General features: G+C 68.0%; 18 protein-coding genes. 8 read left to right on the forward strand and 10 right to left on the reverse strand.

Annotation, left to right across the window (positions count from 1 at the left end; translation table 11 throughout):
• Positions 1-134: 134 nt before the first annotated feature.
• The 5 genes from ABD978_RS15125 to ABD978_RS15145 all read left to right on the forward strand — a co-directional run bounded on the left by ABD978_RS15125 (position 135) and on the right by ABD978_RS15145 (position 4,771).
• Entirely contained in the window at positions 135-1,193 is a 1,059-nt protein-coding gene (locus tag ABD978_RS15125) for a tetratricopeptide repeat-containing glycosyltransferase (protein WP_345353985.1), read from the forward strand.
• A 46-nt stretch (positions 1,194-1,239) separates the two neighbouring features.
• A complete protein-coding gene (locus ABD978_RS15130) occupies positions 1,240-1,608 on the forward strand; it encodes an ArsR/SmtB family transcription factor (protein ID WP_345353986.1) in 369 nt (122 codons plus the stop codon).
• Positions 1,605-2,252: an SRPBCC family protein gene (locus tag ABD978_RS15135; protein ID WP_345353987.1), complete on the forward strand. Its 648-nt coding sequence runs from the start codon at positions 1,605-1,607 to the stop codon at positions 2,250-2,252. The genes ABD978_RS15130 and ABD978_RS15135 overlap by 4 nt, the downstream gene beginning before the upstream one ends.
• Before the next feature lie 125 nt (positions 2,253-2,377).
• Entirely contained in the window at positions 2,378-3,232 is an 855-nt protein-coding gene (locus ABD978_RS15140; RefSeq protein ID WP_345353988.1) for a class I SAM-dependent methyltransferase, read from the forward strand.
• 192 nt (positions 3,233-3,424) lie between these two features.
• Positions 3,425-4,771, forward strand: coding sequence for a glycoside hydrolase family 6 protein (locus tag ABD978_RS15145; RefSeq protein WP_345353989.1), 1,347 nt, complete (start codon positions 3,425-3,427; stop codon positions 4,769-4,771).
• Positions 4,772-5,022: 251 nt separating this feature from the next.
• Here the strand turns inward: ABD978_RS15145 and ABD978_RS15150 are convergent, their stop codons facing one another.
• The 3 genes from ABD978_RS15150 to ABD978_RS15160 all read right to left on the reverse strand — a co-directional run bounded on the left by ABD978_RS15150 (position 5,023) and on the right by ABD978_RS15160 (position 6,740).
• The gene (locus tag ABD978_RS15150; protein ID WP_345353990.1) at positions 5,023-5,481 is read right to left on the reverse strand and encodes a hypothetical protein; all 459 of its coding nucleotides are present in this window, start codon (positions 5,479-5,481) and stop codon (positions 5,023-5,025) included.
• Positions 5,462-5,932, reverse strand: a complete 471-nt coding sequence (locus tag ABD978_RS15155) for a Panacea domain-containing protein (RefSeq protein ID WP_345353991.1) — start codon at positions 5,930-5,932, stop codon at positions 5,462-5,464. Before ABD978_RS15155 ends, ABD978_RS15150 begins: the two co-directional genes overlap by 20 nt.
• 310 nt (positions 5,933-6,242) lie before the next feature.
• Positions 6,243-6,740, reverse strand: a complete 498-nt coding sequence (locus ABD978_RS15160; RefSeq protein ID WP_345353992.1) for a MerR family transcriptional regulator — start codon at positions 6,738-6,740, stop codon at positions 6,243-6,245.
• Between the two features lie 24 nt (positions 6,741-6,764).
• Between ABD978_RS15160 and ABD978_RS15165 the strand changes: the two genes are divergently transcribed.
• The gene (locus ABD978_RS15165) at positions 6,765-7,481 is read left to right on the forward strand and encodes an SDR family NAD(P)-dependent oxidoreductase (protein WP_345353993.1); all 717 of its coding nucleotides are present in this window, start codon (positions 6,765-6,767) and stop codon (positions 7,479-7,481) included.
• 131 nt (positions 7,482-7,612) lie between these two features.
• Here the strand turns inward: ABD978_RS15165 and ABD978_RS15170 are convergent, their stop codons facing one another.
• Both ABD978_RS15170 and ABD978_RS15175 read right to left on the reverse strand, forming a co-directional pair.
• A complete protein-coding gene (locus ABD978_RS15170) occupies positions 7,613-8,044 on the reverse strand; it encodes an ATP-binding protein (RefSeq protein ID WP_345353994.1) in 432 nt (143 codons plus the stop codon).
• 77 nt (positions 8,045-8,121) lie between these two features.
• Positions 8,122-8,388 (reverse strand): hypothetical protein, encoded by a 267-nt coding sequence (locus ABD978_RS15175; RefSeq protein ID WP_345353995.1) that lies wholly within the window; start codon positions 8,386-8,388, stop codon positions 8,122-8,124.
• A 276-nt stretch (positions 8,389-8,664) separates the two neighbouring features.
• Between ABD978_RS15175 and ABD978_RS15180 the strand changes: the two genes are divergently transcribed.
• Together ABD978_RS15180 and ABD978_RS43900 are read left to right on the forward strand one after the other, a co-directional pair.
• On the forward strand, positions 8,665-9,552 hold the full coding sequence (locus ABD978_RS15180) for a helix-turn-helix domain-containing protein (RefSeq protein WP_345353996.1): 888 nt from the start codon (positions 8,665-8,667) through the stop codon (positions 9,550-9,552).
• Positions 9,553-9,579: 27 nt separating this feature from the next.
• On the forward strand, positions 9,580-9,732 hold the full coding sequence (locus ABD978_RS43900; RefSeq protein ID WP_364431557.1) for a DUF397 domain-containing protein: 153 nt from the start codon (positions 9,580-9,582) through the stop codon (positions 9,730-9,732).
• A 212-nt stretch (positions 9,733-9,944) separates the two neighbouring features.
• Here the strand turns inward: ABD978_RS43900 and ABD978_RS15185 are convergent, their stop codons facing one another.
• The 5 genes from ABD978_RS15185 to ABD978_RS15205 form a co-directional block, all read right to left on the reverse strand.
• Complete coding sequence (locus tag ABD978_RS15185) at positions 9,945-10,826, reverse strand: SAM-dependent methyltransferase (protein ID WP_345353997.1); 882 nt, start codon at positions 10,824-10,826, stop codon at positions 9,945-9,947.
• Positions 10,827-10,956: 130 nt separating this feature from the next.
• Positions 10,957-11,472: an EF-hand domain-containing protein gene (locus ABD978_RS15190; RefSeq protein ID WP_345353998.1), complete on the reverse strand. Its 516-nt coding sequence runs from the start codon at positions 11,470-11,472 to the stop codon at positions 10,957-10,959.
• A gap of 148 nt (positions 11,473-11,620) precedes the next feature.
• Positions 11,621-12,190, reverse strand: a complete 570-nt coding sequence (locus tag ABD978_RS15195) for an ATP-binding protein (RefSeq protein ID WP_345353999.1) — start codon at positions 12,188-12,190, stop codon at positions 11,621-11,623.
• 173 nt (positions 12,191-12,363) lie between these two features.
• Positions 12,364-12,780: a DUF3761 domain-containing protein gene (locus ABD978_RS15200; protein ID WP_345354000.1), complete on the reverse strand. Its 417-nt coding sequence runs from the start codon at positions 12,778-12,780 to the stop codon at positions 12,364-12,366.
• A gap of 296 nt (positions 12,781-13,076) precedes the next feature.
• Complete coding sequence (locus tag ABD978_RS15205) at positions 13,077-13,439, reverse strand: MerR family transcriptional regulator (protein ID WP_345354001.1); 363 nt, start codon at positions 13,437-13,439, stop codon at positions 13,077-13,079.
• Positions 13,440-13,547 lie beyond the last annotated feature (108 nt).

A 13,547-nucleotide genomic window follows, 5' to 3' on the forward strand; every position in this document is an offset into this window, starting at 1 on the left:
GAGATATCCTCGGAGCATAGTAAGCCCCCCGACATTCGACGGAGATTGTCGCGTTAGGGGGCAGAATGCACCAGGCCACGGCGTCGAACGGCCAAAGGACGACAAGCCATAAGAAGCAGTCGATATGCCTGTGCATGATCGTGAAAGACGAGGCGAAGGTCATCGAGCGCTGCCTTCGCTCCGTACACGACCTCGTCGACTACTGGGTCATCTCCGACACCGGGTCGACCGACGGGACGCAGGAGCTCATCCGGAAGACGCTCGAAGGGGTCCCCGGCGAGCTACTCCAGGAGGACTGGGTCGACTTCGGACACAATCGCACGCTGAACATCCAGCACGCGTTCGGCAAGGCCGACTACATCCTCCTCATCGACGCCGACATGGTCGTAGAGCGAGACGGCGACCTTCCGGAACTGACCGCCGATTCCTACATGTTGCGCCATTCCGGCGACCTGGAGTACCGCATCAAGCGACTCGTCAAGGGCGACATCAAGTGGCGCTATGTGGGCTCTACCCATGAATACCTGACCACCGACGATCGGGACCGCGCCGTCAACCTCGACGCCCTCATCATCGACCATTTCGCCGACGGCGGTTCGCGCGGCGACAAGTTCGAGCGCGACGCGCGCCTGCTCCGCGCGGAGCTCGACCGCGATCCCGGCAATTCCCGCGCGGTCTTCTATCTCGCGCAGACCATGCGCGACATGGGCGACGCGCGGGAGGCGCTCGAGCTCTACGACCGGCGGGCGGGGATGGGCGACTGGCCGGAGGAGGTCTACTACTCCCTGCTCCAGGCCGGGATCCTCCGGGCCGAGAGCGGCGACTGGCCCGGAGCCATGGACACCCTGACGCGGGCGTGGGAGTACCGGCCGCAACGGCTGGAGGCGTGTTACGAGCTGGCGTCGCGCCTCCGGGAGATGGGCCGCAACCAGGCCGCGTACGCGTTCGCCCGCGCCGGCCTGAACCGGCGCGAGCCGGACGACTGGCTGTTCGTCCAGCCGTGGGTCTACACCTGGGGACTGCTGTTCGAGTACTCCATCGCCGCGTACTGGGCCGGCGACCTCCGGGGCTCGCTGGAGGCCTGCGACCGGCTGCTGGCCATGCCCGACCTTCCCGACCCCTTCCGGAAGCAGACACGAGCCAATCGCGAGTTCGCCGTCCGCGCCGTCGCGGAGGCGCGCAGCCGAGCCTAGCTATCGATCTGGACTTATATAAGCCGATGCTGATATCTTCGCCGGCGTGCACGCGTTCGATGTGCTCGGGGATCCCGTTCGCCGCAGGATCCTCGAGCTGCTCGCCGAAGGGGAGATGACGTCCGGCGCGGTCTGCTCCGTGGTCCGCGAGGAGTTCGGCATCTCCCAGCCGGCGGTCTCCCAGCACCTCAAGGTGCTGCGCGACTCCGGCTTCGCCACGGTGCGCCCGGACGGCGCCCGGCGCCTCTACGCGGTCAACTCCGACCCCCTCCAGGAGGTCGACGCCTGGCTCGACCGGTTCCGGCGCTTCTGGACACCGCCCCTCGACGCACTGGCGACGGAACTCGCCCGCGGCAGGCGCGAGCGCCGCCGCCGGACCGAGGCCGAGCCCGACCTGGAAGAAGGGAACCCATGATCGACGTCACTCACCAGATCAACTCGGTCCGCCGGAAGGTCGGCAGCCGGATGATGGAGGCGGGCGAGGCGCGCACCGTTACCATCAGCCAGACCTACGCCGCCCCGATCGAGGACGTGTGGGACGCCTGTACCGACCCCGAGCGCATCCCCCGGTGGTTCCTCCCCGTCTCGGGCGATCTTCGCCTCGGCGGCCGGTACCAGCTCGAAGGAAACGCCGGCGGCACGATCGAGCACTGCGACCCGCCGAAGGCGTTCGCGGCGACGTGGGAGTTCGCGGGGCAGGTCAGCTGGATCGAGGTGCGGCTGACCGCCGAGTCCGAGGACAGCACCCGCTTCGAACTCGAGCACATCGCGCACGTCGACGACCACTGGGACCAGTTCGGACCGGGGGCGGTGGGAGTCGGCTGGGACGGAGCCCTGCTGGGCCTGGCCGGACATCTCGCCGCCGATCCCGAGGCCATCGCTCCGGAGCAGGCCATGGCCTGGGCCGGGTCCGAGGAGGGCCGACGGTTCATGACGCTCAGCAGCGAGAGCTGGTACGAGGCGAACATCGCCACCGGCGCCGACGAGACCTGGGCCCGCGCCGCGGCCGACCGGACGACGGCCGCCTACACCGTCCCACCGCAGCCCGCCGATTCCTGAGCGCCCGTCCCGGCCGCCGACGCCGTCACCGCGTCGGCGGCAACGGAGCCGCCGTCGGTCGCAGCGATCGGCCCTGCTCGTGAAGTGCGGGAGAGGCCTGGACAACAGAGCGACGGAAAAATCGCATGCGGACGGCCACCGAGAGCCCGCACAATCCGACGATGAAGGGACACCAGGTCGGATCAGAGATCATCGACTTCTACTCGTCGACCTTCGACGAAGCCGCGCGGCTGTCCTCCACGGGCTACGGCGAGCTGGAGTTGCTCCGAACGCAGGAACTCCTCCGGAGGCGGTTGCCTCCGCCCCCCGCGTCGGTGCTCGACGTCGGCGGCGGCCCGGGAACGCACGCACGCTGGCTGGCCGCCGACGGCTACGAGGTTCACCTCGTGGACCCGGTGGAGCGGCATCTGTGCGAGGCCCGGACCGCGTGCGACTGCACGACCGAACTCGGCGACGCCCGCGCCCTCAGCGCCGAAGACGAGTCCTACGACGCCGTTCTCCTGCTCGGCCCGCTCTATCACCTGCAGGAGCGTGCGGACCGGGTCCAGGCTCTTCGTGAGGCGCGGCGGGTCCTGCGCCCCGGCGCGCCCTTGGCGGTGGCGGCGATCAGCAGGCACGCGGAGCTCATCGACCTGGCGGCGGCCGGCCGCCTCACACCGGCCACGACCCCGGTCATACAGGAAGTCCTCGCCTCCGGCCGGCACAGCAGGGAGCACGGATTCACCACCGCCTACTTCCACAGCGTGCCCGAGTTGCAGACGGAGGTGGCCGAGGCCGGTTTCACGGACGTTCGGGTCTACGGAGTCGAGGGGCCGACCTGGACCGTGCTCAAGGGGATCGCGGTGCACACGGGGACCTCGCTGACCGGCTCACCACTCGTGGCGTCCGCCCTCGTGGCGGCGCGGATCGCCGAGTCCGACCCGGCTCTCATCCCCGCCAGCTCACACCTCATGGCCTTCGCCCGAGCACCAGGTGCCTGAGGTTCGTCGGTTGTGAAAGCTTCACGAACCTCGTACGCGCTGACCTGCGCGGACTCCGGCCCGTCAGCCGACTCGATTGACCCTCACGGCCGCCGTCAACACGATGACCGGGACATGCACCTCGGGGATCCTCCGCCCCTCCGGTTCATCGACGCGGTAGCACACCGAAGTCCGCTGCGGAAAGGACGGGTCATGCGCGTTCACCCTTGGCGTGGCGGCCGCTGGAGAGCGGCCATCGCCACGACGGCCGTCGCCTGCGCGGCCGTGACGGCCGGTCTGGTCACCGGCGACGCCCGGGCCGGCACGCTGTCCGGCACCCTCTATCGCGACCCGAGCACGCAGGTCGTCCGCTGGGTCGCGGCCAACCCCAACGACGCGCGCACCCCCGTCATCCGCGACAGGATCGCCAGCCAGCCGCAAGCCCACTGGCTGTCGGCGTTCAATCCGGGCACGGTGACCTCCGAGGTCTCCGGCGTGGTCGACGCCGCGAACTCCGCGAACCAGATCCCCGTGCTCTCGGTGTACGAGATCCCCAACCGCGACTGCGGCGGCGCGAGCGCCGGTGGCGCCCCCGACTACACCCAGTACCAGCAGTGGATCTCGAACTTCGCTCAGGGAGTGGGCGGCCGGACGGTCATCGTGATCCTGGAGACCGACGCGCTCGCCCTGCAGAGCTGCCTGAGCGGCTCCGACATCACGGCCCGCGACCAGGCGATCGCCCAGGCGGTACAGACGATCAAAAGGGCCGACCCGAACGCCAAGGTGTATCTCGACGGCGGTCATTCGGCCTGGAACTCCGCCACCGAGCAGGGCGGCCGCCTCAAGGCCGCAGGCGTCCAGTACGCCGATGGCTTCTTCACCAACGTGTCGAATTTCCAGCCGCTGTCGAACGAGGCGGCGTACGGCCGGTCGATCATCTCCTACCTGCAGTCCCAAGGAATATCCGGCAAACGCCAGATCATCGACACCAGCCGTAACGGCGGTGCCGTCGGCGGGCAAGGCGACTGGTGCGGCGATGACAACACCGACCACCGCATCGGCGCCTACCCGACCCTCGACACCGGCGACCAGAACGTCGACGGCTACCTGTGGGTGAAACCGCCGGGCGAAGCCGACGGCTGCCAGTACACGGCCGGAAGCTTCGTCCCCGACCTCGCCTACAACCTCGCCAGTACGGCCCCCAACCCGCCCGGGCCGACGCCGACGCCCACCCCCACGCCGACCCCCACCCCGCCACCGGGTGGCCGCACCTGCACGGCGACCTACCAGACCATGAGCTCCTGGCAGGGCGGCTTCCAAGGTCAGATCTCCGTCACCGCCGGAACCTCGGCGATCAACGGCTGGAAACTGACCTTCTCGCTGCCGGGCGGCGTCTCGATCGGCCAGCTCTGGAACGGCACGCTCACCACCAGCGGATCCACCGCCACCGTCACCAACCTGTCCTGGAACGGCACGCTCGCACCGGGAGCCTCCGCCCAGGTCGGCTTCACCGCCACCGGCGCCGCCTCCTCCCTCACCCCCACCTGCACCGCATCCTGAACGATTCGCGGGCCCGACCCTCCCGTACCGCAGGTCGGTGACGGTCGGGCCCGCATCGCGCGCTCAAGAACCCAGGACCACGTCCAGCCGGGTCGGAACGGGTCCGCCTCTGATGCTCTCCCCGCGGGTCCGGCCCGCCGGGAGAAGGCGCTGGTCAGCGGCATGCGGTTAGGGTCGGTAGAAAGAAGGCACGGATCCAGCCGCTGACCGGGCGCCCGGGGTGGCGGCCGTCGGTATCGGCCTCGCCCTGGCTAGGTGTGCTTGAGCTTGCTCGGCCACACCTCATGATTCGGATCCCACCAGACGACATGGAACACGTGGTCGATGAGGAAGCCGTACAGGCGCGCTGTGCCGGTGAACCGTAACCGATGGATCTTCGTCATGTCCGACAGGCCGATCTCCTCCAGACGGCCGAGCGCCACGGCGTTCGGAATACTCGCAACGTCATAGTCGGCACCGGGGTAGCCGCCGGAGTGGAAAAGTTGGTTGATCGTCATCGACTCCACCGACGAGAGTCGTTCCATCAACCAACGCAGCGTCTGCGGGTCGACCTTCTCGAACCCCCAGGGCCCGTCATGGTCGACATGACAGAACCTCCAGCAGATCCGGCTGTCCGAGGTCTCCGCCCCAGGAAGCACCGATCGCGTCGGGACTTCCTTCGTCTTGATGTCCGGAGCGAAGACCTGCTTCTTAGGCTTCCGCTTGGCCATCGTCGCCGGCCGCGGTCAGCGCGTCGAAGAACTCGAGGATCTCGTCGTCGCGCAGTTCCTCGGTGCTGCGCTGCAGCGGCTGCACGTCGGCGCGGGCACGCGCCTCCACCCAGGGCGCCTCGCGGTGCGTCATCGTCGACAACTGGTGCGCGGTGTAGTCGCCGAGACCTTGCAGGACCAGGTCGATCGACTCGCGCTCTCCATCGTCGAGAGCGTCCGGATCGCCGGCGATGTCGCCGTCGTCAAGTTGGAACCGGCCGCGATGACACTTGTACAGGTCCGGGGAGACGGGCCCGTTCGCCCATGCCTGGAACCGCTCGGGGAACAAAGGGCGTTCTTCCCACGCCAGGTGGTAGCCGTACGCGTAATAGCAGAGCTTCTGCAGCTTCATCGCGGTCATGGGGCCACGCTTCTGCAGGATGTACGCCGCTACGTCCCGGACTGTCGCCACGGGGCCGCCACCTCCGATCTTCGCCCTTACGGTACCTACCCGTCTTGAGAGGGGGAGAGGCATGGCGATACGTCCTTGCTGAGTGATGGCCGAGCTTTCTCCGCTGGGATGCTGCTCATCAACGCTTAGTTACTATATGTGATTGACTGGTCACGTAAAGACCTTGGCCGACATCGGCCCAGCGGTGAACCGCCTGCCGACCTACGGGTTCTCATCCGCCACCCGCACATACCGGGAGCACTCGCCCACGGTCCTCCGGACTCCGGCCTCTACGACCCGATCGGTGCCAGGCGGGGCTGCCCCTACGCCGTTATTTCGGGGGTGTCGGCGAGGCTTCCGAGGTGGCCGTGCCGACAGGCGCCCAGAGGCGATCGGCATCACCGGCGGCGAGGCTTCCCCGATAGGTGTCGATCTTGTGGTCGATGAGCTTCAGGTTCTCCTGGATCTCCACGAGCTTGGCGAGCACGTCGGCGCGATGGGCCTCCAGGAGGGCCAGCCGTTCCGCCTCGTTGCCCGGACCGGCCGCGACCAGTTCGGCGTACCGGCGGATGCCCCTGATCGGCATGCCGGTGGCACGCAGCTTCGTGCAGATCACGATCCACTTCAGGTCGAGCTCCCGGTACCGGCGACGGCCGCCGCTCGTGCGGTCGACGGGACTGACGACCAGGCCGGCGCGCTCGTAATACCGGAGGGTGTGCACGCTGACCCCGGTGCGACGGGCGGCCTCGGCGATGGTCACGCCGCCGGCGGGCACGGCACCGAGACCCCGGCCTGGCGCGGACGCCGGCTTCCTCTTGACTTCGAGCACGCTCTAAATCCTAACGTCGCGGCCATGTCTACTCCTGATTCGTCCCGAGCCGCCCCCACGATCTTGATCGTGGGGGCCGGACGCGGGCTGGGGCACGCCATGGCGGAGGAATTCCTCAAGAGGGGCTGGAACGTCATCGGCACGGTCCGGCCCGGTACGCGAACCAAGCTCCATGATCTGGCCGAGACCGCCACCGGCCGGGTGGAGATCGAAACCCTGGATGTCAACGAGCCTGCGCAGATCGCGGCCCTGCGCGACCGCCTGGCGGGCAGGGCGCTCGACATCCTGTTCGTCAACGCCGGAATCACCACGGCCGACGAGCACATCAGGATCGGGGACGTGACGACCGAAGAGTTCATGAGCGTCATGCTCACGAACGCGCTCAGCCCGATGCGCGTCATCGAGTCACTCCAGGACCTGGTCCCGGCCACCGGCGTCATCGGTGCGATGTCGTCCGGGCAGGGCAGCATCAGCAACAACGAGACCGGAATGCGGGAGGTCTACCGCGGCAGCAAGGCGGCGCTGAACATGTTCATGCGAAGCTTCGCGGCCCGGCAGCCCGAGCCATCGCGCACGATGCTGGTCATGGCGCCCGGATGGGTCCGCACGGACCTCGGCGGACCCGACGCCCCCTTCACCATCGAGGAGACCATCCCCGCCCTGGTCGACGTCATGCTCTCCCAGAAAGGAACTCCCGGCCTGCGGTACCTCGACCGCTTCGGCCGAACCGTCCCCTGGTGATCCCGGCCGCCGATCCGGCCGCATGAGCGCCGATCCGCTGCGCGGCGACCTATCTGAGCTGTGCGCGTTCGCCGCCCGCGCGGGCTGGGTTACAACAGGCTCAAGCTTCAGCGTCCACGTACGAGACGGCGTTACTGAAGGGAAGACGGGCGGAGACTCGTGTCGAGGACGTCGAAGGTGGCGCGTACGGTCTTGCCGGGTGGGGCGGGGTGGACGGTGACGCGAGCGAGTTCTTCGGCGATCCACAGGCCGAAGTGGCCGACTTCTCCAGGCAGGTCCTGTACGGGCAGGTCCGCCGATGCGTCGGTGACTTCGACGACGATGGCCGGCTCCTCCCCCTTCCGTACGGTGAGGGCGTAGACCACGGGGGCGGCACCATGGGCGATGGCGTTGGTGACCAGTTCGCTGGTGACCAGGACGACGTCCTCGACCAGGTCGGCATCCCAGCCGAGCAGGACGGCGGTTGCCAGGGAGCGGGCGGTGACAACGGCGTAGGGGTCGCCGTCGAGGCGGCAGGACCATTGCTGTTCGCGCGATGGGCCGGCGGTGCATTCGGGGGACATTTCTAGGGCCTCCAGGAGTGTCGGTGACCGCGGCGGCCGGGCAACGGGGGAAAGTCCGGCCGCGGTCGGTGGCTTGATCAGGGTTCGGGGCAGCCGAGGACCTGGGTGATGCGGGCGGCGGCGATGTCGAGGTTGTCGATGTGGGCGATCCGGTCACCGAACGACCAGCAGAACCACCACAGCCCCGCCTGATCCTGCCGCAGCGAAAGGTCATCGTTCAGCGGCGGCGCGAGGGGATTCACGACCCGCAGTAAAGCCGCCTGCTCCTCGGAGGCGATGACCCGCGCGTACCACCCCTCCGCCCGCAGCAAATCCGCGAGCGCTTCCAGTGCATTGCCGCCCATGTTGGGCGTCTCCCTACCACTAAGTGGGGCCGATGCCATGAATATCCTTTCTGTCGATTCCGTGCAGAGTATTAAGGGCTCCGGTAACCGGCCGAGCCATGCGGGGGCGGTGCACCTCCCCCACAGCGATGTCGATCACGGAGCGCATCGATGCGATGACTGCTAGACAGCATGACCTGGACAGGGGGCACTCTGTCAAGCTGCCTCAGACAAGTTGCCTAGCCGTGTTTCGGTTGCTCCTGTACGGCCGTCACCACCAGACTGTTCAGCCTGACCGTGAAGGAGGCGCTCGTGGGCAACCCAAGTGCGTACGTTCAGCGACTCATATTGGGCGTTGAGCTGGCGAAACTTCGGGAGCAGACGGGGCTCAGCCTGAAGGACATCGAGAGAGAACTCGAGTTCGATCAGTCGTGGATGTCAAGGGTCGAGCACGGCGAACGCGGAATGAAGGCTAGGGACGTTCGAAGCCTTCTTGATCTTTTCGGCCAACACACCTCGATTGAAGAAGGGCAGCGGGAGGAGCTTCTGTCGCTCGCGCGCGCCGGTTTCTCCGGCAAGCCCGACTGGTGGAGGAAACTCTCCGGCAAGGGACTGAAGCCGAAGTTCGACCTGCTGATCGCGGCGGAGGCCGGGGCTCGTACGATCAGCCACTGGCGCAGCCAAATCCTCCCCGGCATTCTCCAGACCGATGCGTATGCGCAGGCGGTGATCGAAGCAACCGACGTCGAGGGCGTTGTGGATGTCGGCGGAAGGATCGACATCCGACGGGCACGACAAGAGATCATCACTCGGAAAGAAAATCCCGTCACGCTTCAAGTGATCCTCGACGAAGCCGTCCTCCACCGCCAGGTCGGCGGACCAGAGGTGATGAAGGAACAGCTTCAACGGCTCGCCGAGCTGAGCAGCCTCCCCAACGTCAAGATCCAAGTACTTCCGTTCGCAGCAGGTGCGCATCCAGCCGTCAACGGCGACTTCGTGCTGCTGGTCTTCAAGGCGAACGACGACCTCGGAATGGTCTACCTGGAGACGGCGACGAGTGGGCTCGTACTCCAGAGCCAACACGAGGTCCGCCGGTACAGTCGGACATATGGGATGTTGCAGGCGACGGCGCTGAGCCCAGCCAAATCCGCATCCCTGATCGCTTCTACGGCCAAGGAGCTATAGGTGCAGCTCGAAAGAGTAGGACGCAACATGGGCCTGCGAGTGGAGCCCCACATCTGGCGGAAGAGCTCCTACAGCGATGCAAATGGTGAATGCGTCGAGCTGTGTGTCGATCGGCCCAGCGACACCAATGGTGACCTGTTCGCAGCGACGAGAACGCCAGGCAAGCCTATGACGCGGTGAGCGTCCACTCGACCTGTGAGAGACCCGCGGAGATCTGCCTGCGGATCACCAGGTGGTGGCGGCCTGACGTGAGTCCGGGGAGCAGACCCCAGTAGCCGCGGTCGGTGATGTCTTCTCTATCGGTCGCTCCTGCGAGGGCGCTGCCGTGCGCGAATTGCAGCGTGTAGGGCTGATCGTTCGGCCTGGTGCGGGGGTCTGGCGAAGGTGAGCGATCAAGGCCTGGTCGCGAAGACCCAGCGGTTGGCGGCCAGTGCGTCGGGGCGCCCAGGCTCAGGGAGGGGGCCGCGCCCATAGCGGTGGGTGAAGTCGAACGCGGTGTGGACCGACGTACGCCAGCCCCGGGTTGCCAGGTCTGTGGCGGAGTCGGGCCGCGGCTCCCGGTCGAACAGGGCGATGAGGTCGATGCCGGTCCGTTTGGCCACCGAGTAGATCGGGCTCTCGCGGACGGCCGTCGACTCGGGGCTGAGTTTGATCTCGTAGGCCAGCGCGCTCCCGGCCGCGCTCAGCGCGTCCACCGCCGCGATGAGGGCACGCTCGGCGGCAGGGGGCAGGTAGAGCAGCAGCCCCTCGGCGAACCAGACGGTCGGAGCGGCCGGGTCGAAGCCCGCGTCGGTCAGCGCCCTGGTCCAATCGTGGCGTAGGTCGGCCGCGATCGTCGTGCGCTGGGTCTTCGGCACGGCGCCCAGCCCGTCGAGCACGCGGTCCTTGAACGCGAGAACGCCCTTCTGGTCGATCTCGAAGATCCTGCAGCCGGGCGGCCAGTCGAGCCGGTACGCCCGCGTGTCGAGGCCGGCCCCGAGCAGCACCACCTGCCGGGCTCCCTCGCCCGTCCGCCGCAGGACGAAGTCGTCGAAGACCCGCGTCCGCAGGCCGAAGTAGCGCCCCAGCCGGCCCCACAACGGATCGACCTCGCCGTCCGGAACCTGCTGCGGACGCACGGGCCAGCCCGCGGACGCCCCGGCCGCGCGCACGAAGTGCTCGGCGTAGACGTCCTGCGCCAGCGTGTCATGACGGTGGGTCTCGATCGCCCGCGCCGCGGCGACCATGAGGGCGGTCAGCCCGACGCCTTCTTCGACACCGGTGATGTCGGCCATGGGTTTCTCCTCTCGGGCCCGTCATACGGTCGGCGAACTCGCCATCTAGCCGCGAGGCGGCGGTCGGTGCGGGCGTCGAGCCGATGCCCGGTGCGGGCATCGGCTCGGCATCGGCCGCACGCGACGCGCGTCAGACCAACGTGTCACCGACGGCGTGGCCGCCTCTGGCGAGGAAGAACTCCTCGATGGCGGTCCGCCACTCGCTCGTGGCGACCCGACCGGTCCCGTGGGGGTCGAACGCCTGGAAGAGCGCCTCGATGTTCTCCGTCGGGAATCCGACGGCCTGCATTCCCCGCACGAAGTCGGGGTGCTGGACGAAGCCGTCATCGTCCCGATCGCAGATCGCGGTCAGGGCGTCGGCGTACGGCCGGACGTTCGCCTCGTAGTCGGCGGGTTCGTGGAACTCGGCGTACTCCTCGTAGCTCAGCTTTCCGTCGTTGTTCTGGTCGAGGGTGCCGACCAGGCCCTGCCAGTAGCGCCGGCAGCCCGTGTGGAGCGCCTGCGCCTTGGCCGAGTTCTCCGGCACGTCCAAGGCCCTGGTGATCCGGTGTGCGAGCCTGTCGAAGTCGTCCGCCTCCAGGTAGCCGTTGGCGTCCGTGTCGAGCGCGTTGAACGCGGCCTTGATCCGATCGAGACGTGCATCCATCGGGAACCTCCCAGGAGGGTGTGATGCCTTGACGCGGACAGTGAGACTGTAGCTACATAATGTGATCAATCACACGTCTTCCGATTTGGTCGGCCGACATCGGCCACGCGAGGCCGTGCGGCCTAAAAATGGGTAACGTGCACGGCCCTCAGCCGACGGCCGCCCGGCCGTCGACGGCGGATTCACCACCGATCCAGCCGGTCGCAGCCACGACCTCACGTGCGATGTCCATCACCGACCGGTCGTCGGTCGCGACCCGCACGGTGTCCGCGGGCGCTTCGGCGTCGAGCAGCCGCGCCTTGCGGGAGCTCGCCGTCAGCTCGTCCCGCAACTCGGAGCCGAGTTCCCGGCCTGTCAGGCGCCGGCCGGCCGTGGCATCGGAGGCGGTGAGCAGGACGCGGATCATGCGCGCGTCCGCGCCCATGGCGCGCCGGAACATGCCCGCCGCCTCCGGCAGCACGCAGAGGGTGTTGACGTAGACGAGGCGGCGATGGCCGAGAGCGGCGAAATTGCCCCAGACCGCGGTCAGATTGCGCTCCGTTATCCGCGACCGGTCGGGGTCGTCCTCGGGTGCCGGATGCACCTGCCCCATGAAGTCGCCGTCGATGACCGCATGGGCGGCCCCCGCGGCACGCAGCCGCGCCGAGACCTCCCAGCCCACCGTGGTCTTGCCGACGCCCGCGCGTCCTCCGATGAGCAGTACCTCCGCGTGATCCATGCCCGCAGGATGATGGTCGCCGATGGCGTCGGCCAACGGGTTTTCGAGCTGTGTGTACGTGAGTCTCCGGGGAAGCCGGGCCGTAGCTTGAACCACGCGCGGAATGCCCGGTCGGACCACTCGTTCGCCGAGCCTTCCGGCCATCCGCCGCTCTCGCCTCATGCCGGTCGCGGTCAGCGGAAGAAGACCGCGACTCCGCCGTGGTGTGAACACGCGCCCTGGTGGTGGGCGGCGTACGAGTAGGTGCCGTCGTTGCAGCGAGCCGTCGCGCCGGCCGGATGGTCCGGCGCCTTCGGCGCCGAATGGGTGCGCTTCGGACGGCTCGTCGCACGGTGGGTCTTCGGCACGCGTGGTTCGGGCACGTGCGGCTTGGGGGTACGCGTTCCGCCCAGATGGGCCCCGTCCGTCGGCTCCGGCGACCCCATTGGAGGCGACGACTCAGGGGTCGCAGTGGGCGAGTCGGCCGTCGTCGTGCGACCGCCGGGCCAGGTGGACGGCGTGGCCGCCTCCCCTGCGCCGGTCGCGGTCGCCTTACATCCGCCCAGCAGCAGTGCGGCGGCGAGGATCAAGGCCGATGTCCGATGACGCATCTTCGTCTCCCGTCCGTAGGGGGTGCGTGTAGGACGGACGGACACAAGCCGTGGTTTGCCAGTTACCGCCCATCTGGCGGCAAACGGCCAATCAGGCGAAATGCGTAACGTGTGCGGTCCTTAACCGATGGCGACGGCGCGCGAGACGCTCGGTGAAGCGGGTTCGCGCCTGGGATCTCGCGCCGAATGTCGGATGTGGCCGTTCGATCACCGAGCACTTCGTACGCTCACCCAGACCCCGGCCACCGCTGGGGCGTGAACGGCGGCCGGCCGCCTTCGGCGGGGGCGCGGAGCGGTCAGCGGGAGGCTTCGCGGTAGTAGCGGATCTTGTCTCGGAGGTGCTCCCGCTGGGCGAGGAGCGTCTCGATCTGACGGTCGATGCGCTCGTCATGGGCCTCGAGGATGGCGATGCGCTCCTCGAACGTCTCCTCGCCGCACCTGCTCACCTCGGCGTAGCGCCGCATCTCCGCGATCGGCATCCCGGTGTCGCGAAGGCAGCGCAGGATGCCGAGAAAGCCCAGGTCGTCGGCGCTGAAGCGGCGCCGGCCGGCAGCCGTGCGGTCGATCCGGTCGAGCAGACCGATCTTCTCGTAGTAGCGGAGCGTGTCGATGCTGAAGCCGGTCTTCTCCGCCGTCTGGGCCGGTGAATAGAACGTCACACCACTGATGATCACACCTGGAGCGCACTCCAGGTCAAGCTCCAGGATGCGCCTCCGGCTTGACCTGGAGCGCGCTCCAGATCGCAGAGTGTGGCGCGTTCCCGATCA

The organism is Actinoallomurus liliacearum, from assembly GCF_039542035.1.
GTDB lineage: Bacteria > Actinomycetota > Actinomycetes > Streptosporangiales > Streptosporangiaceae > Actinoallomurus > Actinoallomurus liliacearum.